Raw genomic sequence first — 26,728 nt, 5'->3', positions numbered from 1 at the left:
AATAAGAATTACATCTTAACCCTTTTTATCTTCTTTGTCAACCTTTTTCGCAGCAGTTCTATTACCCTTCTTACCCTTAACAGGCTTATCTTTCTTGCCGAGTTGGACCTTAGCTTTTTCCCCCTCCTCTTCAATTCTTTCTTCTTGCTCCTCACAAATTGTTCCATCTGACATAATTTTAATCTTTTTCATTTGCAGTTGTTTTATGCAGAAGTGTATAATATCATCTTTTTTAACCCCAGGCAAAGATAAGGCAATCTTCTCCTCACTGTTTTTCGAAGTTCGTATTCTTGCTAACTCTTTTTTGAAATTTAACCAAACTATTATCGCTGCTAATGTTTTTTCATTATTAGCTTTGTTGCTTTTATTGTTACTTCCCTGCGTTCCTGCTGTTGGTTTGTTAACCTTCACTGAAGATTGTAAATGCTGTATTGGCTCTAACAATTTGCTTGGTAAAAATTTTACAGGAATTCTCTCAAGGCTCTTAAATAATAAAGTCCTCATTCTTTCTTCGTCCCGTTTTCCAAAAATAATCGAGCTAATATTTCCTAGCAAAGTATGGCCTCGGTCAGAGATAAATGCTTTTGGATATGTTATCGTATTACCATTAATTAATAACACTGGAACTTGATTTTCACTATTAAGCTCGAAGGGGCTAAGAAATTCAATAGGCTTTTCTTTATTGTTATTAACTTCTACTAGATAAGTAATAACACTGTCAGAAATTCTTTGTAAATCTTCTTGAGTCGTCGCTTCCTCATTAAAGTTATCAAGCATAGTTTTCAAAGTTGCTCCACTTGAAAGTCCCTCTTCGTAATGTTGATAATCTTTAATATAATAAAATAAATTCAAGGGCATACATATGTAATTTTCAAAGCTATATACTTGATCAATTGCATGTACACCACCAACTCCCCTGGATTCTCCCTTTCTAACGGCATCGTCATTATCAATCAGTCCCCATATAACTTCCGGATAGTGCTTGTCTTCTAATTCTTGTAAATTTCCACCCGGTAATACTCTCCCTTTCTCATCATATTTCCCTTCATATAATGTAATTTCATTTACTTTCTTCATTACTTGGCTGCATCCCCCTCCTTGATGTGCCATTCCCTTAAGCTCCGTAATAAGATCTTCGGAAGTTTTCATAAGTTCTGTAAATTCATTGCTATGCTCAGTACTACTACCCTTTAGCATCTCCATCATGGTACCAAAACATGATTGAAGTTTGCCAGCTTTTCTTGTAAACTTTTTGAATTTAATACCTACAGGCATGAAAATTAATTTAGTCATACAATTACCCAGCTGCGAAGAGGCTAGGAATTTTTGATAAATGATATTGTAAAATTTTACATCAGGTTTGTTTTCTACTAGTACATAATTTTCATCTCTTATTACTGTTAACCCTCCTCCTGATAAAGCAGATGCAGCGCTTCTTGAGCTAGTTGCACGCTCTATAACCGTACTTGTCATTTTAGAAACAGCTGTGTTTTTATCTTGCTTTAAGCTTCTTTCACCCATTATATAGATACTGTTTTTGGGGGCTGATATAACCGTATCAAGCCGGTGAGTTGTTATAAATACTTGAATGTGCCTCTTTTTAACAAATTCGTCATGTAGAAAGGTATATAACATTTTGCATAAGTCAGGATCTAAATGCCTGTCCGGCTCGTCAAGTAACATAATATCAACCTTTTGCACTTGAGCTGGATCCTCGCCCTCAGCGCTTACTCCCTGGAAATAAAATAACCAGGCCATTAAATCTAATAACATCTTTTCTCCAGAGGAAAGCGAACTTGAAGGAACTCTAATATCACCCTTTACTGCCTTTCTTTCTAACTTAATTTTTTTATGGCCATCAGTGCTTGTAAATACAAGTTTATAGGGAAAGTTATATTCCTCTCTTACTAATATTCTATTAGCTTCCTCACAAGGGGATACTATTCTAAGCTCCTCTTTAATATATTTCTTGATAAGCTTATTTATAGACTCCTCATCTTGTATATACCTAAGAAAATCCCTATATGAATCAACACTTTCTTTTTGTTTTTGTTTTTTCTTACAACGAAATTCAAATAATGTATTTAGATACTCAAACTGCCGATAATGCTCTAAGAGTGCTTCAATACGTTGTTCGTAAAGGTTGAATATCTTACCTAATGCTTGTAATGGATCTTTCACATTATGACTTTCACTATTATAGTCTTTATGGCTGTCTATAAGCTTCCCAATTTCTTGCTCCCGTAATTTTTGTTTATCAGTATTGAACTCGTCTAGACGAGCTGCTATTGAATGTGGTAGATTGTCATCCTTTTTCTTAGGGAACTGGTGAAGTGAGCCCTCATCTATTTTTCCTAATATATCTCTATAAAGATTCCAACTTTGCCATCTAAGACTAATTTCCCCACTCCTATAATATTTTATAATGTCTGCTATGAGATCCTTACGTTGAGTAGAATTTTTTATGAAATAGTCAGTATCTCTGTTAGTATCAAAATTATGTGCAACATGACTATTATTATAATCAGGACCTCGAAATAAAAAATTTATGGTAGGATTGTGAGTATTTAATACACTTTCAATGTATTCAAATAGCTGTGATTTACCTGCTCCATTTTTTCCAGTAATTACCACAAACTCTGGTATATCCTCCCAAGTTCCAAGTTCAACCAAATGAGGAGCCACTTGCTGGGCAATACCTTTTAAAAACTCTATTTTAGTTATTTTTCGGCTTCCTTGGCATTTCTTTACTGTAATTCCATTCATTTCATATTCTTGTAATTGATGTCTCAATACAGCCTCTCTTTCTAATCTCCTTTGAATTTTTTCTGCCCTTTTTGCTCCTTTCCTATTATATGGGTTATGTTTATCATCAATATATCCAAGGCCTGGATGATTTTCTTTTAACGATTGAAACATTTGCTCTTTTTCTTCACTGCTGCTATACTCACTCTCACTATTATCTACTCCACTAGTTTGAATTACTTTAGCATAGGTAGACCATTCAGGCTCCTGATGTATTGGGCTCCATCGTTTTTCCATGTTCCCTTGGACTTCAAAACCCTCCATATGCTCATCCGGTATTGTCTGTGCTTCTAAGCAACTACTGATAGATTGACCTAAATCTACTTCTTCAAGTTCAGGTTGAAAAGTTTCTAAATCCTCCTTAGTAGACTCCTCTTCAGGTTTTAACTCAACTGCTTTCTCTTGATTTCTGCCTGGAATAAGTGTCTGGAAGTGGATTCCACTATGATATAAATAAACAATTTTAGTGGCATTTTGAGGAGTAAATTGATGGGTAAGGTGCAGTATCCTATTATCAGGCTGATATATTTTAATTCCTAAATTATTAATATATGCAATTGCATCGATAGAGGTAAAATTTGCTTCTTGGTTTGTTGGATTATCGCCTTGTACATCATGGAGGGCGACTATCATCTCTCTATTCCCTATATGATTTTCAACAAAAGCCATATATACTTCTACAGTACTTGCTCTTTGTCTTAATGCTGCTAGTATCTCTTCTTCTTGTCTATCTATATTCTGAAGTACTGGAGGAAGCTTTTTTATATCTTGCTCTTCTGACTTCTTACTTTGGTCTGTAAGTTGCTTGTTACGTTCTTCTTTTAACCGATTGATGGGCTCTATTTGGCTTTCATAAAGGGTATAATTAATTAATTTTTTAACTTCGGCTGGTAGTTCATACGAGGATTTAGCTGCCGATATAATTTCATTTGTAATCATATCACGCACCGTTGTATCATTTTTATACTGTTTTAACTTAGCAATCTGCTCTTCTCGCTTTAAACCGGCTGCATTGAAAAAACAATCCATCCCATTACCAGAAACATTTTGGCGCCTGAATACCTTCCCATCAATTGTATAACTTCCTTGAAGGCATTGTACTGTATTAAGAGGTTCTTGGAAGATTGGTAAATTATCTGCTGAAATGTCCTTAGTTGGTATTGGTAAGTTGCTATAATCAGTATTTTTTAATAAATCTTCCTCTTCTCTATTGGCTGGGGCTGAATCCAAATGTTTTATCTCTTCTTTTGTGTTATCTTTACTTTCTTTTGTGTATTCCTGTCCCATCCGTTCATCATTTTCTTCTTCTTGCATGCCACCCATCAAACCTGCTCCTTGATAGATAACTACCTTAGCTGGCTGTTTTTCTCGTGCTAATTGAAGGTGGATACGACGCTGCTGCGTTTGTTCACTTAATAGAGGCAAGCTTAATAATTCTGTGCCTTGCTCGATAGCTACATTTAGACCTTTATAGCGTTTGCTAAATCATTGAGGCACATTCATTGCTACATTAGCTTTTAACTCACCGGCTTCTTCATAAAAAGTAACAGCATGGCCACCTTGTGCTGTAAGCTCTTGCCCAACCAAAGGTTGAATGTGGTCAGTTAATAAGGGAATATGTTCTGATGGTACTTCTCGAATTGGATTAGGAATTACTGGATTAAGAGAATTGCCACAGCTCTGTAAGAATAAACTGGCAAGCAAAATAAAAGCCATTAGTCGTTGACTTCGTTTATAGGTCCGTTTCATAGGTTGGGAATAATTATTTAAGTGAGGACCTTATAATAGTTGGTCGCTAACAGATATGCAAATAAATACTTGTTTAATACAGAAATAAATACCTAATCCTTAAGGATTGTGCTTCTATAGCATCCTTTTCTTGATGGGATGGAGTTATTGTTTGGTTAATTTTATAGCAACTCTTAATTCTTAATATTATTAAAGGTTTTTGGTCTTATGAAGGCTAACTAGCCCCTATCTTTTTCTATTTTCAACACTACCTGGTATTTTATAGTGACGTTATAGGGTAGCGCTAAAGTAATTTACAGCATAACACTGGTAAGCTCTTCAATATTACGCTAAATTGCTACTTCCATTACTATCACTACAATTACCCTAGACACTAGGTAGCTTTAATTGATATTTTATTACTTGTATGAGAGTTTAATATATCCTTTCTGATACAATCGTAACAATATAATTAATAAGTTGCTTGGTAGCTTTTAACCGATGGTGAAATTCTTTTTCTGCTTCGGTATTACGTAGCTGAGCCATTGTTTTGGTTTGTCCATTAGGAACAAACATATAGGTATAAGGCAAATGGCTATCAAGCACTTCATTTACTGGTTCAATCATGATTCCTTGGCATATACCTTCAAAAAAATGATAGTCAGTTGGACTAGTAATATAGACCAGACAACTCAAAAAATAAGCTCGTGGATCTTCTTTAGCTAAAAGCCAAATACCATTTAACCCAATTCCTTGATAAACATATTTGGATAAGGTTCCAGGAAATTGATGGTAACGCTCAAGATAAATACCGCCATCGTCAATTAACACAGGTGCTTGCAGTAATTCCCACGCTTTTTGGGCTTTGCCCAAAGCTACAGTACGAATATCAAGACTTTGGCACTCGGGCAAATCTATTGCAGCTTGCTTTAATGTAATAGTAGGAGCCAACTCATTGATATAACGTTCTACCTCTTTAAATTTTCCATTATTACCTGTTACAAAAGTAAGTGTACTATTTTTCATAACTCTGTTTTAAAATATATTCTTCTTATGTTATAAGTTATACCTAAGATTTCAGCCTCTTCCCCATTTAACAACCCTATCTTAGATTGCACTAAATTTGACAGATTTGCTTTCTTTTTTAGATATGAAAATTAATTATTAACTATGACTTTTATTATATTATTTAAATAAATAGATTTTTTAATACTTTAGGATAAATAGTACAACAATACATTTTTAATTAAGTGTTTATATATTTTTTAACCATTCAGTTTTTTTAGTTTCGCTCGTTTGGCTAAATTTACAAATGAATAAGGCCAGATAAGCTTACTGGCTTTAAAGTGATCTATTAATATGCATAGATCAGCATTCATGGCATATCTCAAATTTAGATTTCATGCAAGTAGCAGCAGAGCTTAACCATTTAAAACAACAGTTTGGTATTGTAGGTAATGCACCTGCGTTAAATAGAGCTATTGAGATAGCTACTCAGGTAGCTCCTACGGAACTATCAGTGCTCATTACTGGCGAAAGTGGTACAGGTAAAGAATCCTTTTCTAAATTGATTCATAGTTTAAGCCCTTATAAGCATGGAAAGTTTATTGCTATCAACTGTGGTGCGATTCCTGAAGGCACTATTGATTCTGAGCTATTTGGACATGAAAAAGGTGCTTTTACAGGAGCAGTGGAAATGCGTAAAGGATACTTTGAAGAGGCTAATGGAGGAACTATTTTTTTAGATGAAATAGGCGAAATGCCCATTAGCACACAAACTAAACTTTTACGTGTGCTGGAATATGGAGAATTTATCAAAGTAGGTTCTTCTAAAATACAAAAAGTAAAAGTACGCGTTATAGCTGCTACTAATGTCAACTTGCTAGATGCTATTTACAAAGGTAAGTTTAGAGAAGACCTATACTATAGGCTTAATACTGTCCCTATCCAAATCCCTCCTCTTCGAGAAAGAGGTGCAGATATCACACTTCTATTTTTAAAGTTTGCTACTGAATTTGCAGATAAATATTATATCAAACCTATTCAGCTTACAGAAGATGCGCAAGATTTACTCTTGCATTATAGATTTCCAGGCAATATCAGGCAACTTAAAAATCTAGTAGAGCAAATTTCTGTTTTAGAAGTAGATAGACTAATTGATCGAAAAAAATTAAAAGATTATCTACCACCCGACCAACAAGTTTTACCAACATTGTATAGGCCATCGCATACACAAGAAAGTTCAAAAGAGCGAGAGTTTTTATTTAAGATCCTTTTTGACATGAGAAAAGAAATGCATGATCTACAGGGATTAATATTTGAACTTCTTAATAGCAGTTCACAAGGTAAAGAGATAATTAAAACACATGCTACTCTCTTTAAAAAGACGCCTAACCGTTTAGAAAAGGAAATGTTACCTGTACCCAGCAATAGTATTTATGAAACCGACAATCTGCAACCCGCCTATGCCTACATAAAACATCAAACTAAGCCTTTCATACAACAGCATACACAAGAGGTAGAAACGATAAAAGAAGAAAATTTATCCATAGAAGCAAAAGAAAAAGAATTAATTACAAAAGCTTTAGAGAAATTTAAACATAAACGAAAAAAGGCTGCCGAGGTTTTGGGCATATCAGAACGTACTTTGTATAGAAAAATAAATGAATATAACCTTGAATAAAAATAAACATATCAATTTTCTACTAAGCATCCTAGCAGGTTTAATTCTACAAAGCTGTCTTATGTACACATTTTCCGGCAGCTCTTTATCTAAAGAAGCTAAAACTTTTTCCATGCAGCCATTTCAATCTAGAGTGGCACTAGGCCCTGCTAACTTAAGCGAGCAACTGGCAGAAAAATTACGGATGGAATTAGCTCAAAAAACCAAATTAAAGGAAGTATTCAGCAATGGTGACATTCAGTTTGAAGGAATCATAACTGAGTTCAAGTATACTCCCATAACTCCTCGGAGCGATGACCGAGGAGCTACGACTAGTCGAGAACAGCTCAGTATTACCGTACAAGTAAGTTATAGCAATGCCTATGATAAAGATTTTGAATTTAGCAAAAAGCAGTTTACTCAGACTGCTGACAAGGATGCATCAACTAGCCGCGATACAGAAGAACCTGGCTTGGTAGAAGACATACTCAAGAAACTCATTAAAGATATATTTAATGCCTCTATAGCTAATTGGTAACCTAAAATAAATAAATTATATTACTCATATACAAGAGATCCTTATAACCATTGCCATGCAAGCTGAACAAGTTCTAAGTATTATAAAACAACCTAAAAAAATTGATACAGCAGAGGTACAAGAGCTTAGAAAATTATTGCACCAATACCCTTATTTTCAGCTAGCTTGCTCACTAATAGCTAAGGCGCTCTATGATCAAGATCCTGATAAAGCTCAGCAAGCTATACAGCTAGCAGCTGTCTATGCCACCGACCGTAACCAGCTAAAACTGTTATTAGAAGACAAGCTGGCATATGCTTCTTCTGACGAAGCAGCACCCAATCATATAGTATCATTACAAGGAATACCAACTAACTATAGCCAACCAAAGCCTAGCCAAGAACCAACGTTACAGACAGATTTTATTAATAGCTACATTAGCAATATTTCTACCAAAGAAGAAAAAAGAATAATTAAGAAAAAGAGCTTAGAACAACTCGATATTATTGAAGATTTTATTAAAAAGGGTAGTAAATTTAAGCCTTTAACCATTAAAGAGTTATCTTTAGAAGAAGCACATATTGATCTTACCAAAGAAAGTATTACCTTGCACGATAGTTTGCTTACAGAAAGCTTAGCACAGGTTATGTTAAAACAAGGTAAATTTGAGCGTGCTATTGAAATTTATAAACGATTACAATTAAAATTTCCTGAAAAAGGATCTTATTTTTCAACACTTACAGAAGAATTAAAAAAAGACATATAATGTTTACCTTATTAATTACTTTTATTCTTATTACAGCTATTTTACTTATACTTGTTACTGCTTTACAAAGCTCTAAAAAAGAAGGTGTAGGCAATTCACTTGGAAGTATGGGAGCTCACCAAATAATAGGTGTTAAGAAAACAAGTGACTTATTAGAGCAAATTACTTGGGGTTTACTTACTTCATTATTTGTATTAAGCCTTGGCACATCACTCTGGTTAAAGAAAAGAAATATAGGACTCCCAATTAGCCCTAATCTTGAGAGAATTCAACAAGAATATTCACTTATTGAGCCTAGCCAGGATCAGCAAGAGGCTGCTAGCACACAAGTACAACAAGATACCAATACTGATACAGCTTCTAAGTAGATAAATTTTATAAGCTACAAAGTCTATTTTTAGGCCACATAGATAGCTTAAGTCTTTTTACGAAGTTTGAAATATACACGATACTGAGAAAAGTAATAAGAATAACCTTTTTAAAGGCTAAAAGTTTTTATTAAACTTTTAGATAGTTATATTTATTATACAAATATAAATAAGACCTACTTATTATTGGTAGGATACAATATGGACATTATTCCAGCTATAGAAAAAGAAATACTCAGCCAGCCCAAAAGAATTGTTATTACTATGCATACCAACCCTGACGCGGATGCATTAGGGGCGTCGCTAGGGTTAGCTGCTTTTTTAAAAAAGAAAAATCATCATGTAAGTGTAATTGCTCCTACCGCCTATCCAGAATTTCTAGATTGGCTACCAGGAATAGATGAAGTTATTATTTATGAGAAGAATAACCAGCAATTGTCGTTTGAATTAATTGCCAGCGCTGACATTATCTTTTGCGTAGACTTTGCCATATTAAATCGTATTAATGAATTAGCAAGTGCTGTAAAACAAACAAAAGCTACCAAGATAGTTATCGACCATCATTTAGATACAGAAGATTTTGCAGATGTGATGCTATGGAACCCTAAAGCAACAGCAGCTGCAGAATTGGTGTATGAACTCATTGAAGCTTTAGGTGAAACTGACTGTATAGATAAATCAATAGCAGAATGTCTATATGTAGGTATTCTGACTGATACAGTATCTTTTAAAACACCTAATACAACGCCTCACGTACATCGTATTGTGGCTAATCTTTTAGAATTTGGAGTAGAAGTAGCTAAGATTAACAAACTAGTATATGACAGTAACTCGCTTAATAAGCTTAAATTTTTGAGTTTTATACTTAGCAATAGGCTTACTGTATTACCAGACTACAAGACAGCATATATCGCTATAAAGTCGGCTGATGCTAAACAATTTAACCTGAATACAGGCGACACAGAAGGATTAGTAAACTATGCACTTTCTATTAAAGGTATTGTATTAGCAGCCCTTATTAAAGAAAAGTATGATAGGGTATGTATTTCTCTGCGATCTGTGGGTGATTTTGCAGTAAACACTTTTGCTAAAGAGTATTTTCATGGTGGTGGTCACAAAAATGCTGCTGGAGGCATGACCAATCTATCTTTAGAAGAAACTATAAATATATTTGAAACATTAGTCAAAAATAACCAAGACCTATTAAATTAAAGTAATGAATATGTTGCCAACTAAATTAAAGAAATATACATACGCTTTTATCATGGCTGGTATATTGATGAATATATTAATTAGCTGTGATCAATGTTTTTATAAAACGACAAGCACCGGTTTACAATATAGAATAGAAAAAAAAGGAGAAGGCCCTAAGCCTAAAAATGGTGAGCTATTACTAATAGATATAGTATACAAAACCAAAGATAGAAAAGTTGTGCTAGATTATACTAATAGTGATTCTCCTGTAATAGTAAGATACAGCGACAGCGACAGTAACTTACAAGCAGATGGTGGAATTTATGAAGCTATTAGCATGCTAAAAAAGGGAGACCGTTTTATATTTAAGCTTCCTGCAAAAAAAGCTTTGGGCAGACAATTTTCAGAAGCGGCTACTAAACACCAGCTAGAAGAAAATACTTTGCTATATACCCATGTATATTTGAAAGATATTGTTAATGAGAAACAACTTGAACAATTACAAAAAGAACAATTTAAAGCTATGTTAGAAAAACGCAAAGAGCATATTGCTAAGCAATTACCTAAAGATTTAGAAATTATAAACAATTACTTAGATAAGAAGCAAATTAAGGCTTCTTCTACTAATTCAGGGCTTAAATATACAATTGATAAGCCTGGCAAAGGTGCTCATCCTCAACCAGGAAATACAGTAAAAGTACATTATGTAGGTAAGACCCTAGAAGGACAAGTATTTGATACAAGCATTGCAGAAGTAGCACAGCAACACAATATGTATGATGCTAGAAGGCACTATGAACCTTTAGAATTTAGAATAGGGGAAGGTAGTATGATAGAAGGATTTGAAGAGGGTATCAAGCTTCTAAAAAGACATGCAAAAGCACACCTTTTCTTACCTTCTGTATTAGCGTATGGTGAAGCTGAGTTTCTACCTTATATTAAGGCACATTCCAATCTTATCTTTGAAGTAGAGTTAGTGGATATACTAACACAATAAACGCACAACCATCACAATACATAAACAAGTCAAAGCCAGGTAACGAAAGGTTGCCTGGCTTTGACTTTAGTTTTACATACGCTCTGGAACTACAATACCTAACAAATGCATGACAGTTTTAATGACCTGTGCCACCAAAACAGAAAGTTGTATTCTAAATAGCTGTACTTTAGTATCTTGCTCATGTAAAATAGATAGTTCTGCATACATTCTATTATATGCTTTGGCAATTTCTAAAACATGTTGGGCTAGTATAGCAGGTGCATAAGCTAAAGCTGATTCTTGTAACTTTTTTGGAAAAGCAGCCAGTTCTACAATTACTTCACGCTCTAAAGGATGCAAAACAAAGTTCTCCTGCTCCACAATATCATTGAATGCTATATCTGCCTGTTGTACCTTTCTTAATACCGCTGCAATACGTGCATGAGTATACTGGATAAAAGGACCTGTATCCCCTTGGAAGTCAATAGAAGCTTGAGGATCAAATAATAGACGTTTTTTAGCATCTACACGTAATAGAAAGTATTTCAATGCTCCCATTGCTAGTATATGATATAAGTCCTTTGCTTCTTCTTTAGAAAACCCATCAATTTTCCCTAATTCCCTCGTATGTTCTTCCGCCGTTTCTATCATCTCATCAATCAACATGTCTGCATCAACCACAGTTCCCTCCCTGGACTTCATTTTTCCTGTAGGCAAATCTACCATTCCATACGAGAGGTGGTATAGATCTGTTGCATAGGGTCGTCCCAAACGAGCCATAATTTTAGCAAGCACTTCAAAATGATAATCTTGTTCGTTACCTACTACATAAACTAACTTATTAGGCTTAAAATCTTGATACCGTAAGTCAGCAGTCCCTAAATCTTGGGTTATATATACAGAAGTACCGTCGGCTCTCAATAGTAATTTTTCATCCAACCCTTCTTGCGTTAGATCTATCCATACAGAACCATCCTGTTTTTTATAAAAAGTTCCTTTTGCAAGCCCCTCTGCCACTACCTCCTTTCCTAATAAATACGTCTGAGATTCATAATATACTTTATCAAAAGTAATGCCTAACTTTTGATAGGTAATATCAAAGCCATCATATACCCAACCATTCATTTTTCTCCATAGTGCTAATACCTCCTCGTTACCTGCCTCCCACTGCTTTAGCATAACTTGTGCTTCTTGTAGCAAAGGAGCTTGTTTGGCGGCTTGCTCTGCATCTCCTAATGTTTGCGTTAGCGCTGCTACTTGTTCTTTATAGACTTGATCAAACTTCACATAATATTTTCCTACCAACTGGTCACCTTTAAGTCCTCTAGATTCAGGTGTTTCTCCCCTACCCCAATGCTGATAAGCTACCATAGATTTACATATATGGATACCTCGATCATTTACTAAGTTAACCTTATAAACTTCATAGCCAGCTGCTTGTAGTATTTCACTAACAGCATGCCCTAGAAAATTATTCCTTAAATGACCAAGGTGTAAGGGTTTATTAGTGTTAGGGGAAGAATATTCAACTACTATTTTTTGTCTATTTGAAGGTAGATAGCCAAAGTGCTTATTTTGATACATTTGGTTAAAAGATGCTAGCCAAATAGTGTCTTTTATAGACAAATTTAGGAAACCCTTTACCACATTATAGCTAGCTATCGCCTGTGTATTTGTTTGCATCCAATCCCCTATTTTATTAGCAATTACTTCAGGGGATACCTTGCAAGTAGTAGTAAAAGGAAAAACTATTAAGGTATGAGTACCCTCAAACTCCTTACGGGTAGGTTGTAAATTAACATCTGCTAAAGGTATTGATAATTCAAATACAGATTGAAAAGCATTTTGTATGGCTTCTCGAAGTACCAAGTCTATGTTCATAAATAAAAATCACGTATATAGCCCTCGGTTACCCTATAGACTGCTGCAAATACTATTATTTTTCAATTCTTGTAAATATACGGTAAGAGCGTATTATAAAGAGCAGGGACGGTATTAAAATGCTATTAGTAGGTTTTCTAAATATAAAGAGTAAAGTAGAGTATATCCATGTAACAAAGACACTAGCATTTCTTTTTTATAAAAATTAGTTTAGTGAAAGAGCTAAGGTTATACAATTAATATATTCTCGTTAAGTACATATTTATCTATCAACAAGGTTTCTCCTTTTAGTAAGCTTCTTCTAAAACATATAAACTAGCGGCTTTTAAACAGATTTATAACCGCATTTTATCGAGGTTTTAAAGAAATCAACATAGGTAAGTAAATAGCTTAGCTATTAGATCCCTGCCTTTTTAAAGAGGTCTAACACAAATATGTATATCTCATTATTATCTAATCTATTATAGGAATTTGCCTTTTGAAGCAATATTTCTGCACGCCTTATATCCGCACTCTGACATTCTAATATGACTTTGTATTTCTTTCTTTCTGAAATATTCTCCTCGTATTTTGCCAGATGTGCAAAATATTCTTTCTCAACCTGTATGTAAGGCATATAGTGCTCTTTAAGGAATTTTATACAAACTGCTGTAATTTGTTTGTTTCTGGTTTCATCATCTGAACCTTTTCCTTTTATATCTTCTATTTCAGCTTTTGTTGAGCTTAAATTGGTTATAAGGTTACTTTTCTTTTCTTCTAACTCGATCTTCTTATTATCCCCATTTCTAGCTTTTTCAATTTCTTTAGAAGATTCTGGCAAACAAACCATTTGTAACATAGCAAGTGTGGTAACTAAGTATAAGACACCTGCCTTTTTAAGAAATCTGTGTAACATTGCTTGAAAATTGTATTTTATCATGTTAAAATCAGTGTTCTAATCCTTCATTCGAGAAATTTTTTGATGTATCAAAAAGATCTTGCACACTACCACCTCTATTTTCTAATGTTTCTTCTATAGCGAGCTGGTATTTAAGTATAGACTTATTAAAGCTAGTATATACTAAAATCTGTTGATCAGCTTCAGAAAATGACAATACTACTTGTTGGCCATTGTTGTGGATGGGTGTGCTATTATTAATAATTTTACCACCACTATTATAAATATAAGTTCTCTTCTTTATAGGGTCTGTTATAACATAAAATTTATATTCTCCAAACACATAATACTGGCAGCCAAGGGCCCGTTCTGACTCATATTCTTTTTCAAACAACAGTTTTCCTTGTTCATCTAAGATAGCAATTTTATCTAAATCCTGCCGAAAAATAGCATAACTTTGACTACCCTCTAACGCTGAACATAGTGTAAATTTAACTGTATAATCTGTTTTCTCTAACTGTATGCTATGCTGTAAAGCCCCCTTTAAATTATAAGAATTGAGTGTACCTTCTTCTGTTAACACAATCAGTTGAGTCGTAGTAGAATAGTTTCCTTTTTGGACTATAAGGGGATTACAAACTGGCTCTTTTATATTAATTGGGAACCCAGCATATGACTGCCCTCTCCTATTAAGGGCATGTAGTGTGCCGTTTATCTGCAAGGATAAGAAATAGTCTTTATCAAGTCTTATATGAAAAGGCGTAACAGCAAACGGAATATGCAACGGCTTAGGATTCCAACCTGGTAAAGGCCTGTAGTGCATATCTCTCAAATAAATATTACCTCTTGCATCGGTTATCAGAATTCTATAATTCTTGTCTTGGTTATAATCAATTATGTTAACTCCTACACCCTTGCCAGAGTGCGGTAGCTTTTGTGGATAAGGACTAACTTCTTGCCCCGTATAGTCGATAAGATGTATAGCCTCTGATGTAGCAAATAAATACTGGCATTTATTGTTTTTATATAAATCTATAACAGATATATCACTCAAAATAGGCGCTTCTAACTTCTTTTTCCAAATTAGCCTTCCTATATCATCTACAAAATATAATTGAGAAAGTGCATCTTGTACCAATAAATGTGGTGCAACTTTTTTATGGGTAGTAACAAAAATAGGCTTGGTAATAATTGGAGCAGCTGTTTGAAAATATTTTACAGCAGATATAGTATCTGACTTTACTTGTTTTGCCAACTCACTTTCGGCCATATGAGCAAATAATAAGTTTATATAGCATGGCTGTTGGGTGCTCTGCGTGTTATTTACAAATTGGAAACTAGCATATCCACATTTCTGAAAGTTGATAGTATGCTTATCTAATAAAGCTTTCCAAACTGGTTTAAGTTTTTGTGCTATTAAAGGCCAAGCATATTGTAAGTTAGCAAACATACTGTAGTTAGCATACGCTAATGTACTTGCTAGAAATCTGTTTGCACCACTTTGTTGGCTAGCCCAAGTATTACCTTGTGCGTATGATCGTTGCAATTGTTTAAGTGTAGAAAAATTATTAGCAAAGATTATGTAATTATCTACAATTGTGAGCAGTCTAGGCTCAAATTCTGGGAAAACTATATAGGGAAGCCAATTTTTGAAAACAGTAGGATTAATCGTATAGACAGTAGACCATTGGTTAATCTGCTGCTCGTATGGACTGACAATTAACTGGCTTTCTTCTAGTATAGATATAGCACTTCCGGAATCGTTGGTCCCTATAAATAGTAATTGGTCACGCATGTCTGACCCTATAGTACAAAGGGCAATATCATTTTTAAAAAGAGAATTAAGTAAGCTTAAATTGCTAGGAGTTGAAATGTCATCTGTTACTGGTACTTGGGTGTTAGGTTGCTTGCTTTGGTAAGCGTACATTCCATTTATAAATGCCCCTGTATCTTTAAAAGAATAACATTGTACCACCGAAGAGTTAGAGGGAATATAAGAACTTAAACTAAACAGAGAGGATTCTGCTTTGCTTAAGGCAGATACCCAATAACAAGAATCTACTGATGATGCTACTTCATTCACAAGCCCAGTCAAAAGCAGGTAATGATTGCTTAATTTCAATTCTAATTGAGCAGCTGGTGCTAAATTAAGTAAATAAGACGCTAGTTTGCAGCTATATTCCTGTTTTACAAAGATACGTAATAAGGATGATAGCTTAGGGAAATTAATATACAAGCTACCCTGTTTATGAGAAGATTTTCTTAAAGAGAGAAAAGCCGAAGGTTTCTTATCAGCTAAGCCTCTTACAATATCTTCTATAAGCAACTCAGAGAAACTAACCATCACATAACTGCCTTGCTTAAGCATATGAAGTGTTTTAGTATTTCTAGATGTAGTTTGGCTGATAGTAGTAATGGTATAGCCCGCATAGCTTCTATTTTCAACTTTATATTTGTTGGCTTTTTTTTGATTGTCTAGAAACGCTAACAGAGAAATGGTAGCAGGCGTACGTATATCTAAGTACAAAACATATCCAATCTCTTCTTCACTAAGCCCATGAATAGAAACAATAAGTGGAAGTTCGTCTAACGAATTTCTATTAAGGCCTGCTTGATTTAGGCATTCTAAGTTGGCTTGTATATCACAAAACAATGGTAAGGTAGCAAAATCACGTCCGATCGTAGTTGTAGAAAAATTATTCCATTGTTTACCTACAGCGCCTACATCACATACCAACGCTGCGCTTTCTAAAATATATGGAATTGTAGATGATTGGTTTACCTCGCGTTGCCAGCGGCTATAGTAAAAATATCCTATGCTAGTTAAAGCGACTAACAGTAAAGCAAATATAAATAATAACTTTTTTAACACTGAAGTATGATGCATAGCATATATTCGGGAAGGTGATATACTTAAATTTTTACAAAGGTAGTTGCTTACATATTATATAACAAGCGACTTATGTCTATTCGTAATATTCAGCATTTTACAATTGCATCTACATATTATCCTAAAAGTTTCCATTGATCAGGGCAGGAATTTTAATATTTTTGAGAAATACTTAATCTAGTCGAAAACCACATGGCAAAAAATGCATACAAAGCTAGAAAAAAGAAATCGGGCCTCTTTGCTTATTTAGAAAGAAGCCTACCATTTGAGCGCCTATTTATGGATGGCTTACCAAGTCGATATATACCGGTTATAGCCTATAGTTTTCTATTAGGTCTAATTTATGTAGGAAATACACATTATTATGAGCGTACGGCCCGCAAAGTGGATAAGTTAGAACAAGACATAGGAGCTTTACGTATGGAATTTACTTCACTTAAATCAAGCTACATGTTAGACAGTAAACAGTCTGTTGTAGCACAGCGTGTTGCACCGCTGGGTATTCATGAATCTAATCAGCCACCATTTAAAATAAAATTAAACCAATAAATGGATGCTAAGCAAACCATTCTTCTTCGTACAAGAATCGCTTTTTTAGGCTTATTTGTCTTTGCCGTAGCCGTAGTGGCAAAACTCATACACATACAATTTGTGCAAGGTAAAAAGTGGACAAAGTTAGCTCAGGTAGCTACGCTAGAGTATAGGCCTATCCAACCTAGCCGAGGGAATATTTATGCACAAGATGGAAACCTTTTAGCCACATCATTACCATTCTATAAAGTTGCTATAGACCCCTGTATTGCTGATAATGAGCTTTTTGAATCTAATATAAAATTGCTTAGTACACTTTTAGCAGAATTCTATCAAGACAAGCCTGCACAAGCTTATTACGAACTTCTTTGTGAGGCCCGCCGAAACAGAAAAAGATATCTTTTGCTAAATAACAAGCAAATTACCCATCATGACAAAAGAAAAATGAGTGAATGGCCTATTTTCCGAGAGGGTCGATTTCGTGGTGGCGTAATTTTTGAAAAAACAGAAAAACGGTTTAAACCTTTCCGTGAATTAGCTGCTAGAACACTAGGGTTTGTTAATAAGAATGGGAATGGTGTAGGTTTAGAATGTAGCTTTGACCAAATCTTACGAGGCGTAGAAGGTGGAGCTGTATATCAAAAACTGACAGGGGGTAGTTGGAAAATGATTCAAAGCAGCAACACTAAAAAACCTATTAATGGATATGACCTAATAACAACACTAGATATTAACTTACAGGATGTTGCACACACTAGTCTGTTAAAAGTTTTACAGCAAAGCCAGGCTAATTATGGGGCTGTAGTAGTTATGGAAGTAGCTACTGGTGAAATAAAGGCAATGGTTAATTTGGGCAGCGTAGCACCTGGCCAATACCAAGAAATTTACAACTACGCGGCAGGAAGCCAAGGAACAACAGAACCTGGTTCTATTTTTAAACTTGTTTCTATGCTAGCACTCTTAGAAGAAAGCAATCTAGAGCTTACAGATACAGTGGACACGGGCGAGGGGAAATATAAATTTCATAATCTTACTATGAGCGATGTTAAGCGAGGTGGGCATGGTATTATTACCGTTCAAGAAGCTTTTGAGCAATCTTCTAATATTGGTATAGCGAAACTAATAGATAATACTTTTAGTGAAAAACCACAAAAATTTATTGATTACATTCGCCAACTAGGACTTGATAAACCTCTGGGTATTCAACTGCAAGGAGAAGGAATACCCTTTATCAAACACCCTAAACACCGAGCATGGACCAAAGTAACGCTTCCTTGGATGTCCATGGGCTATGAAGTAAAGTTAGCTCCTTTGCAATTACTTACCGTATATAATGCCATAGCTAATCAAGGAAAAATGCTTAAGCCCATCCTTGTTAAAGAAATCAGATATGCCAATAGAACTATAGAAACTTACACAAGCACTGTACTTAACAAAAAAATATGTTCAGACCAGACATTAAAAAAGCTACAAACCATGCTGGAAGGTGTAGTAGAACGAGGAACTGCTAAGAAGTTCAAACATGGATTTTATAAAATAGCTGGTAAATCAGGTACTTCTAATAAAATTAAAAATGGTAAATATAGCGACGCCACTTATGCTTCCTTTGTGGGTTATTTCCCAGCAGACAAACCAAGATATAGCTGTATTGTAGTTATTGATGACCCCCAGGGGACAGAATATCATTATGGTGGGCAAGTGGCTGCTCCTGTTGTAAAAGAAATTGCTAACAAATTATCTGCTAAAGATTTAGTCTCAGCACCCTATATTAGACCAATTCATTCTACTGAGTGGCATACACCGCTTCCTAAGTTTAGGGTAGCTTATAAAGATGATTGGCAAGTCACTATACAAACACTTGGCATAAACTTTCCTTCCCCACTCAATAGTGATGAATGGCTGCAAGTTATACAACAAGAAGAAGAAACGATATGGAAGCCTTATAGTAATTTTTCTACATCGCAGGTACCCAGGGTAGTAGGTATGCCACTAAGAGATGCGCTATTCCTATTAGAAAGTCGAGGATTACAAGTAACCCTACAAGGTTATACAGATGGGTATGTTAAAGCACAATCCCTAACTCCTGGCACCCAAGTGAAGCCAGGACAGACCATTACTTTAGAATTAAATTAAATGATTATACTACAAGAGTTACTAAATAAGGTTTCTGTACAACAAATTATAGGAGATACCAATCTACCTATTAAAAGTATCTGTTTAGATTCAAGAGAGGCAGAAAAAGACAGCTTATTTATAGCTTTACCGGGCAGTCAAGTAGATGGACATCAATATATAGCCGATGCTATTGCCTTAGGTAGTAAGGCTATTATATGTGAAAAATACCCCGAGCACCTAGCAACTCATGTAACATACATCCAAGTGTCTAACGTTACACAAGCTTTAGGCACTATAGCCAGCAATTTTTATAAAAATCCTTCTACAAAACTAAAGTTAGTAGCTGTTACAGGTACCAGTGGAAAAACCAGTACTGTACACTTATTATATAGACTTTTTAGACAGCTAGGTTATAGTGTGGGTATGCTTTCTACCATACATAACCAAATAAACGACCAAGCTTTTCCTAGTACACTTACTACACCCAATGCCATTGATATTAATAAGGCATTGGCACAAATGGTAACAGCAGGCTGCCAATTCTGCTTTATGGAAGCTAGCTCACATGCCATCGTGCAAAACAGATTAGCTGGCTTAGAATTAGCAGGAGCTTTGTTCTTAAATATTAGCCACGATCACTTAGATTACCATCTCACCTTTGACGCTTATATACAAGCAAAAAAGAAACTGTTTGATGAACTTACTGCAAACGCATTTGTGCTTTATAATATAGATGATAAACGAGGTAAAATTATGATACAAAACACTCGTGCCACCACCTATAGCATGGCTATACAACGCCCTGCAGATTTTACAGCACAAGTTCTTGCTAATACCTGGCAAGGACTAGAATTACGTATAGGTGGCCAAAACGTTTGGTTTCAATTACTGGGTACTTTTAATGCTTCTAACTTGCTAGCTGCTTATGCTACTGCATGCCTACTAGGCCAACCTAGTCAAGATATACTAGTTGCTTTATCGTCCATAAAACCCATTACAGGTAGGTTCCAGCATATCCATACACCTAAAAAACCAGATGTTATTATAGATTATGCACATAAGCCAGAGGCCCTTGAAAAAATACTACTTTCTATTCAACAAATTCGGGAAAGTGCAAAACAGCAAGGTAAGATCATTACTATAATAGGCTGCGGAGGCAATAGGGATACCCAGAAAAGACCTATGATGGCAAGAATAGCATATAAACTCAGCGACCAACTTATTTTAACTTCAGATAATCCCCGTTATGAGGATCCAAAAGCTATTATAGAAGAGATGAAACAAGGTTTAAGATCTGCTGAACAACTTAAAACTATAACCATAATAGACCGTGCCGAAGCTATTCAAGCTGCCTACCAAATGGCTCAACCAGCTGATATTATACTTATAGCTGGTAAAGGACATGAAAATTATCAGGAAATAGCAGGGATAAAATATCCTTTAAGCGACGAAGAAATTGTGAGTAAACTTATGGCAGTTTAATCATGTGCTTTACAAGCTAGTTAAGTTAAACTGGATTTATGTAATCATAAATATTGTAATAGGTTTTAAAACATTCTAATAGACCAATATTTGTATGAATAAAAATTGTGTTGAAGTAGGTAAAATTACACAAGCTCGAGGCCTTAAAGGGTGCGTAGTAGCTCGGATAGAACCAATATTAGAATCCTTTGATCCTATCAATTACATTTTTATAAAAATAGGCCATACGCTTGTACCTTATCAAGTAGAAGAAATTACAGGCCAAGCACAGCAGGTATTTATAAAATTCCAACATATCAGCGACCGAGATAGTGTTCGTGAGTTAATTGGGTCAAGTATCTGGCTATCACAAGAAATTTTAGATAAACTTGTAGTCCAAGAAGAACCTTACATAGATATAATAGGATACCAGGTAACAGACAAGTACCAAGGAGAATTAGGTATTATTAAAGATATTGAACAGTTCCCACTACACGTGTGCTTAGTTGTCGATTATTTAGATAAAGAATTACTAATTCCATATGAACCGGCCTTAATCCAAGATTTAGATCATGAACAGAAAAAAATTATAGTTGAGTTACCTATGGGTTTCTTAGAAGCCATGGGATGTAAATAAAAAAGGTGTCATAGCCTCAACAGAAGATTCATTTATTGGATAAATAGTTGTATTCTAACATCCAAACAAGTTTCTAGTCTGAATAGGGTACTTTACGCATTTCTTCTGCTTTTTACTTGCTTTTCAGCAATCTAGCGTTTATATTCTTATTAAACATTACCCTCTTTAGCGGTTATTCTCTTTGACCATTATCCTTTGTCAAATCATGGAACATATCTATCAACAACACAACTTTCGGGTAACAACCTACCTGTCAATATTTAATTCTTTCGTAGAGAAGAAAGCTTTTAAGGTTTTTCTCTACACTTTACAAACTTCAAATTCTCTATTAACAGCTCAAAAACGGGGTTAGCATCCAGGCAAGGGATTTATAATGCCCTAGGCAAGGCACAAGATTCTGTCCATAACAAACAAGGTGCTTTTACCCTAACGTATTAGAATAAAGATTGATAATCCAAATAGGGCAACAGGTCCACTTTTTCTAGGAAGGAGACCAATGACCAGCCAAAATGAAGAGAAGCCCATTTCTAGACCTTATCAAAAACCATATCTTAAATTTAATCTAACATGGGACAATTTATCGCATTCAAGGGACAAAATAAGTCTAATGATTTTAATAACGCACCTAAAGACTACTACACAAAGATCTTAAAAAACATTTATCCAGATAAATTTTTTAGCAACGGTGAACTTCCTGAAATTACTGAAACCAACTATAGCGAAGAATTCAATAAGACATTATTAGAAATTTGGAGGACGAAGGAAACTGTTGAAGAATTAAGAAACTATGAAGAAGAATTAAAGAAAAACTATTCAGCAGAATTAGAGTTAGAGAAGGCACCAAAGGGAAAAAGAATATATATATTACATAACAAATTAAAGGAAGAATTATTAAACAGATATACAAATACAACAGACCCAACACAATTAAAAAATGAATTACTAAAGAAATATGAAGCAATATTAAATGCAGAACCAAAGACAACGTTACAGGAACGATTGCTAAGTAAATATGACATAGAATTAAAGGAAAAATTAGAGACTGAATTAAACGAATTATCAGAAAAATATGAAGCAATATTAAATGCACACTTACAAAAAAACTTAGAGAAATTTACAGCAAAATCAAATAAGCAATTAAATGTAAACTTAAAAAAATTACAGAAAAACTTAGTGCAATTACAGAAAAAAGATGAAACAAAATTAAAGAGTGAATTATTAAAGAAATATAAAAGAGAATTAAAGAAAGAAATCCCAACACAATTATTATTAAAGGGTTATGAAACAGAATTAGAGAAAAAAGATCTAATACAATTAAGGGACGAATTGAACAAACCATTAGAGAAACAAAAAGCAAGCTTACTTAGCCAATCAGATAGCAAGTTAAAGGAGTATCAAGCAAGATTAGAGAACGAGTTAAAGGAAAACTTAAAGAAGTTAAAGGAAGACTTAGAGAAATTACAGGAAGACTTAGAGAAATTACAGGAAGAAGATGACACAAAAGTAAAGGAAAAAGCTTCAAAACAATTAAAACACGAATTATTAATTAAATATAAAAGAATAGAATTACAGAAAAAAAACCCAACACAATTAAAGAATGAGTTATTAGAGATATATGAAACAAAATTAGAGAAAAAAGATCTAGTACAATTAAGAAACAAATTATTAAAGATATATAAAACAGAATTAGAGGGAAAAAATCTAGAAGAATTAGAGAAAGAATCATTAGAGAAATATGAAGCAGAATTAAACAATAAGATAAGAAAGGACTGCCTAATTGGCTATATAAAAGCAGATGACCTCACAATAGCGAAGATATTGAGGAAGATTGCAGAAGAAGAAAGCAAGTATTATTACAAATTTCAAGAACAAACGGATATAGCTATAGAGGATGACAAAGGTGAGGAAATACTAACAGAACTCAAGCGTGTTTCTGTTGTGATGTATAATAAAATATATTTTGATCCCATACAACTTGGGAATATAAACAACAATCTAGGTGAAGGGGATAATAAAAAAGAAGAATGGAAAAATTCGGAAGAAAAACAAATAGACCCAAATTCTGAAAATTACAAATTCTTACCCATTGCAATTACCAACGATTCATATTTCCAATATCAAAGCGAAAGCTACTTCGGTGTGTACGTCAATAATGATGCTAAGCCCTTGTATTTAGATACTAATGAAGAGACCAAATATTACCAATATGCTAAAGAAAAAGAAGAAGATGGAAAAGAAAAATTAACATATAAAAAAAAAGATACCTACATATATGATTGCAAGACAAGGCTTACTGGAAATGATCACGCTGAGCATGATGTAGATACAGATAAACGATATTTATATTGGCTTAAACATTTCGTTAACAAACTAGCCGTTAAGGACAAGGCAACAAAGATAACTACTACGGTATATAGGCTGAATAAAGAAACCATCTTAAAGAACATTAACATGGGACATACAAATGAGCAAGAAGAAAATAAAACAAATGCTCAAGTATATGCCGAGGATCAGGCTCAGCTATTACCTACTAAATATAAGTGTTTTTACTACACAGACAATAACGGTGAACTTCAAAGCTTTTTATCCTCTGTTAATATAGGAGAAGGACGAGGTGGCAGCGGTTATGGCATGCGAGCTGATAGAATAGACGAGGTAGATTATCGGTGGGTCATTCCCAACATGGATAAGGAATGGTTGCCCTATGCCGAATTAATGGCTTATTATATGGACTTGGATCATAATAAACGTGTAGATATAAAACCTGCTACGCAAGACCTCTTTCCAACTAATTGGCCCACTCATAAAGAAAGGAATGTTAAAGGAAAATCAACCATCCTTGAGTCAAATAGCTGGGTTGAATACTACAAGCAATTTAAAGAGTATGTAAAAAGGAAAAATAATCCTACAGTTAAGCCTTATAAGACTCGTACGTTGAATAGTGATACAAATATAAAGGATATAAATAAGTATAATACTAAAGATGCTATATATAATCTAACGGAGGATAATGAGGACACATATAATATAAATAGCAAATCTAACGCTCCAATTTTAACAAGAAGATGGACTGCTCTTTTCGGCTCCATCAAATCCCCCAACCGTGTAGAGCAAAAAGGAGAAAATCTTCAAGGCGTGTCTTTAGGCAAAAATGAAAATGATCGTCTTGATGCTGCTACTGAAATGGCATCAGCATTAAAAAAATTCCATTTTTATGAAGATATCAAACAAAAAGATCCCAAAATCACTGATTCTAGGCTTCCTGCTACCTCTTTTGCTAAGTATGTTGTTAGTACAGATAAAATGGTCAAAACACAATGGGTACAAGATAATATTGGTAGCCCAGATTCAGGTAATGGAAGTACGCTAGATATCAGTGGTATAGACATCAATTCTGTAAGAACAGACCAAGAGTGGTGCCACCTATTAGGACACGGTGATGGAGGGATCGAAGAGCTCGGCAATTTTGTATCAGGAAGTAAACATTGCAATACAGAGCAACTCGCCATAGAAATAGGGCAACGTAAAATAACCCATAGTAAGAGTTACAACAAAGAAATAAAGGCCAGGATCACAGCTTATCTGATGCCTAATGAAGGTACATGGATGCCTGGTAATTATTCCAGAGAGAACATTATAAACGAATTAATAAAAGGCATAGATATAGATAATGAAGAAGAATTTTGGACTAAAGTATTAAACATTTTCAAAGAACGAGATGGGATAATAGAAACAAACGAAGAAGCAAGCAATAATAAAACAGAAGAGATAAACGTAGATGTTAGCCTAACGGCTACAGTACCTGATATTCCAAGTACTGTAGATATAGAAGCAAGCAATAATAAAGCAGAAAAGACAAACGTAGAGGTTAGCCTAACGGCTACAGTAACTGATATTCCAAGTATTGTAGATATTGTAATATCTATTATAGATAGCTTTTTTGTTAAGAGCGACCATAGCTCCAGTTCATATAAACTCAGGAGACATGAAAAGCTCCAAAATGCCCGTAAAACTTTGGTAGAGGAAATAAGGAAGAAGTATAGAGCAATAATAGTGGAACCTGAAGGAAAGGGAAAAGAAAAGGAAAAAGGAGGAGAAAATTCAGGCAACATACCATCCTTGTCAGACAAATATATAACCATAAAAAAAGCAGCCCGGATGCTTTTAGCCAATTTAAATAAAAACTATTTCTTAGACCTTCCCTTAGCCCGCCGGATACGTTACAGGCACTACTATAACAATCAAAAAGTATTTGATCACATCTTTGATGGCCAAAGTGAATCCCTTGACTACAACGAGTGTCAGATTTTAGATTATACTGTGGAGCGAGTACTTTATATAGCTACTGGAAAGAAAAAGGAATATAATGCTTTAATTAGAGCAAGGGTCCAAGATCTCATCCCAACTCCAGAAGAGTATGAGTGCATGAAAAAAACACTTGATATTATAAATGGATTGGATGAATTTACAAATAACTTAGAATTAGAAAGAGATAGAGATAGAGTGCAAGATTTATATGATAAGGGAGGCGCTGGACTAACTCCGGAGGAAAGGGTATTGATAGCAGGATTGATAGCAAATAAGTTTAATGAAATAATTAAATGGTATGCATCTGAAATTGAAAAACTACAAAAAGCAATTGATGGACGATTGTCACCAACAGATGATATAGTATTGAAGGCGCTAGAAGATTTAAAGGGGGATTTAGAGGAGTGCAAAAAGTCCTTTTACCCAGGAGGCGGTAAGTTGGAAAAGTACTCTAAAAAAGAGCTGGAAAATTTATTTAACATTATGAATAGACATTTATCAGGGAGGTTACAAGTGGGGGGATCTAAAAAAAGAGATGAAGATCTGGAAAGTTCACATAATATTATAGGTGGACATTTAGAAGGATCTAAAAAAAGACGGAGAATAGATGTGGATGAAGAAAGTGAAAAAGTTAAAGACAAAGATATATCAGGTGAAGGAGATACAGAAGTTAAAGTTATGGATGTAGGCTATGGAGAAGGAGATACAGAAGTTAAAGTTATGGAGGTAGGCTATGGGGAGGGAGATGGAGAAGGAGACAAAAAAAGAAATTTATATACTCTGCCATACCTGTCCTTAGTCACAAGTAGTGAAAAAAAACAAGGCAAGGAGAAAGAAAAAGAAGAAGAAAACCAAAAAGTAGAAGAGCAGTCAAGTAGAAAACGGAAGCGCCAAGATAATAAAGCTAAATTAGCTTTGAAAGAGCTTAAACGTATATTTGAGTTTTACAAAAAGCTAGAAACCCAAGATTTTGTTGGTCTATAAAGGTATGCGTATGATCCAGCTACTA

17 protein-coding genes are annotated in these 26,728 nt (G+C 34.5%); 11 read left to right on the top strand and 6 right to left on the bottom strand.

Annotated features, from left to right (window positions below; translation table 11 throughout):
• Window positions 1-15 precede the first annotated feature (15 nt).
• From AASI_RS03110 to AASI_RS03100, 3 genes are all read right to left on the bottom strand, one after another.
• On the bottom strand, window positions 16-4,230 hold the full coding sequence (locus AASI_RS03110; protein WP_012472775.1) for an AAA family ATPase: 4,215 nt from the start codon (window positions 4,228-4,230) through the stop codon (window positions 16-18).
• Between the two features lie 60 nt (window positions 4,231-4,290).
• Complete coding sequence (locus AASI_RS03105; RefSeq protein WP_148204932.1) at window positions 4,291-4,554, bottom strand: hypothetical protein; 264 nt, start codon at window positions 4,552-4,554, stop codon at window positions 4,291-4,293.
• Between the two features lie 414 nt (window positions 4,555-4,968).
• Complete coding sequence (locus AASI_RS03100) at window positions 4,969-5,559, bottom strand: non-canonical purine NTP pyrophosphatase (RefSeq protein WP_012472773.1); 591 nt, start codon at window positions 5,557-5,559, stop codon at window positions 4,969-4,971.
• A 376-nt stretch (window positions 5,560-5,935) separates the two neighbouring features.
• Here AASI_RS03100 and AASI_RS03095 point away from each other — a divergent pair, with 376 nt between their 5' ends.
• The 6 genes from AASI_RS03095 to AASI_RS03070 all read left to right on the top strand — a co-directional run bounded on the left by AASI_RS03095 (window position 5,936) and on the right by AASI_RS03070 (window position 11,037).
• Window positions 5,936-7,216 carry a sigma-54 interaction domain-containing protein gene (locus tag AASI_RS03095; RefSeq protein ID WP_012472772.1) on the top strand — a complete coding sequence of 427 codons (1,281 nt, stop codon included), beginning with the start codon at window positions 5,936-5,938 and terminating at the stop codon, window positions 7,214-7,216.
• Between the two features lie 61 nt (window positions 7,217-7,277).
• Window positions 7,278-7,733, top strand: coding sequence for an LPS assembly lipoprotein LptE (lptE, locus tag AASI_RS03090; RefSeq protein WP_187146297.1), 456 nt, complete (start codon window positions 7,278-7,280; stop codon window positions 7,731-7,733).
• Between the two features lie 55 nt (window positions 7,734-7,788).
• Window positions 7,789-8,478: a hypothetical protein gene (locus tag AASI_RS07620; protein ID WP_012472770.1), complete on the top strand. Its 690-nt coding sequence runs from the start codon at window positions 7,789-7,791 to the stop codon at window positions 8,476-8,478.
• Entirely contained in the window at window positions 8,478-8,846 is a 369-nt protein-coding gene (gene secG / locus AASI_RS03080) for a preprotein translocase subunit SecG (protein WP_012472769.1), read from the top strand. Before AASI_RS07620 ends, secG begins: the two co-directional genes overlap by 1 nt.
• Before the next feature lie 201 nt (window positions 8,847-9,047).
• Entirely contained in the window at window positions 9,048-10,058 is a 1,011-nt protein-coding gene (locus AASI_RS03075; protein WP_012472768.1) for a DHH family phosphoesterase, read from the top strand.
• A 10-nt stretch (window positions 10,059-10,068) separates the two neighbouring features.
• On the top strand, window positions 10,069-11,037 hold the full coding sequence (locus tag AASI_RS03070) for an FKBP-type peptidyl-prolyl cis-trans isomerase (protein ID WP_187146296.1): 969 nt from the start codon (window positions 10,069-10,071) through the stop codon (window positions 11,035-11,037).
• 72 nt (window positions 11,038-11,109) lie between these two features.
• On the opposite strand, the gene argS is transcribed toward AASI_RS03070, so the two are convergent.
• The 3 genes from argS to AASI_RS03055 form a co-directional block, all read right to left on the bottom strand.
• Window positions 11,110-12,900: an arginine--tRNA ligase gene (argS, locus tag AASI_RS03065; RefSeq protein WP_012472766.1), complete on the bottom strand. Its 1,791-nt coding sequence runs from the start codon at window positions 12,898-12,900 to the stop codon at window positions 11,110-11,112.
• Window positions 12,901-13,297: 397 nt separating this feature from the next.
• A complete protein-coding gene (locus AASI_RS03060) occupies window positions 13,298-13,795 on the bottom strand; it encodes a hypothetical protein (protein WP_044282770.1) in 498 nt (165 codons plus the stop codon).
• A gap of 31 nt (window positions 13,796-13,826) precedes the next feature.
• On the bottom strand, window positions 13,827-16,664 hold the full coding sequence (locus AASI_RS03055; protein WP_012472764.1) for a hypothetical protein: 2,838 nt from the start codon (window positions 16,662-16,664) through the stop codon (window positions 13,827-13,829).
• Window positions 16,665-16,859: 195 nt separating this feature from the next.
• On the opposite strand from AASI_RS03055, the gene AASI_RS03050 reads away from it, so the two are divergent.
• The 5 genes from AASI_RS03050 to AASI_RS08590 all read left to right on the top strand — a co-directional run bounded on the left by AASI_RS03050 (window position 16,860) and on the right by AASI_RS08590 (window position 26,703).
• Entirely contained in the window at window positions 16,860-17,216 is a 357-nt protein-coding gene (locus AASI_RS03050; RefSeq protein ID WP_012472763.1) for an FtsL-like putative cell division protein, read from the top strand.
• Complete coding sequence (locus tag AASI_RS03045) at window positions 17,217-19,331, top strand: penicillin-binding protein (RefSeq protein WP_012472762.1); 2,115 nt, start codon at window positions 17,217-17,219, stop codon at window positions 19,329-19,331. It abuts the gene before it with no gap.
• Between the two features lie 3 nt (window positions 19,332-19,334).
• Window positions 19,335-20,795 (top strand): UDP-N-acetylmuramoyl-L-alanyl-D-glutamate--2,6-diaminopimelate ligase, encoded by a 1,461-nt coding sequence (locus tag AASI_RS03040; protein WP_187146307.1) that lies wholly within the window; start codon window positions 19,335-19,337, stop codon window positions 20,793-20,795.
• A gap of 94 nt (window positions 20,796-20,889) precedes the next feature.
• Window positions 20,890-21,411, top strand: a complete 522-nt coding sequence (gene rimM / locus AASI_RS03035) for a ribosome maturation factor RimM (protein ID WP_012472760.1) — start codon at window positions 20,890-20,892, stop codon at window positions 21,409-21,411.
• Between the two features lie 567 nt (window positions 21,412-21,978).
• Window positions 21,979-26,703: a hypothetical protein gene (locus tag AASI_RS08590; protein WP_012472759.1), complete on the top strand. Its 4,725-nt coding sequence runs from the start codon at window positions 21,979-21,981 to the stop codon at window positions 26,701-26,703.
• Window positions 26,704-26,728 lie beyond the last annotated feature (25 nt).

The organism is Candidatus Amoebophilus asiaticus 5a2 (genome assembly GCF_000020565.1).
GTDB classification, from domain to species: Bacteria; Bacteroidota; Bacteroidia; order Cytophagales; family Amoebophilaceae; genus Amoebophilus; species Amoebophilus asiaticus.
The sequence above is the reverse complement of the archived record's forward strand: the minus strand, read 5'-3'. Positions and strand labels throughout refer to the sequence as shown.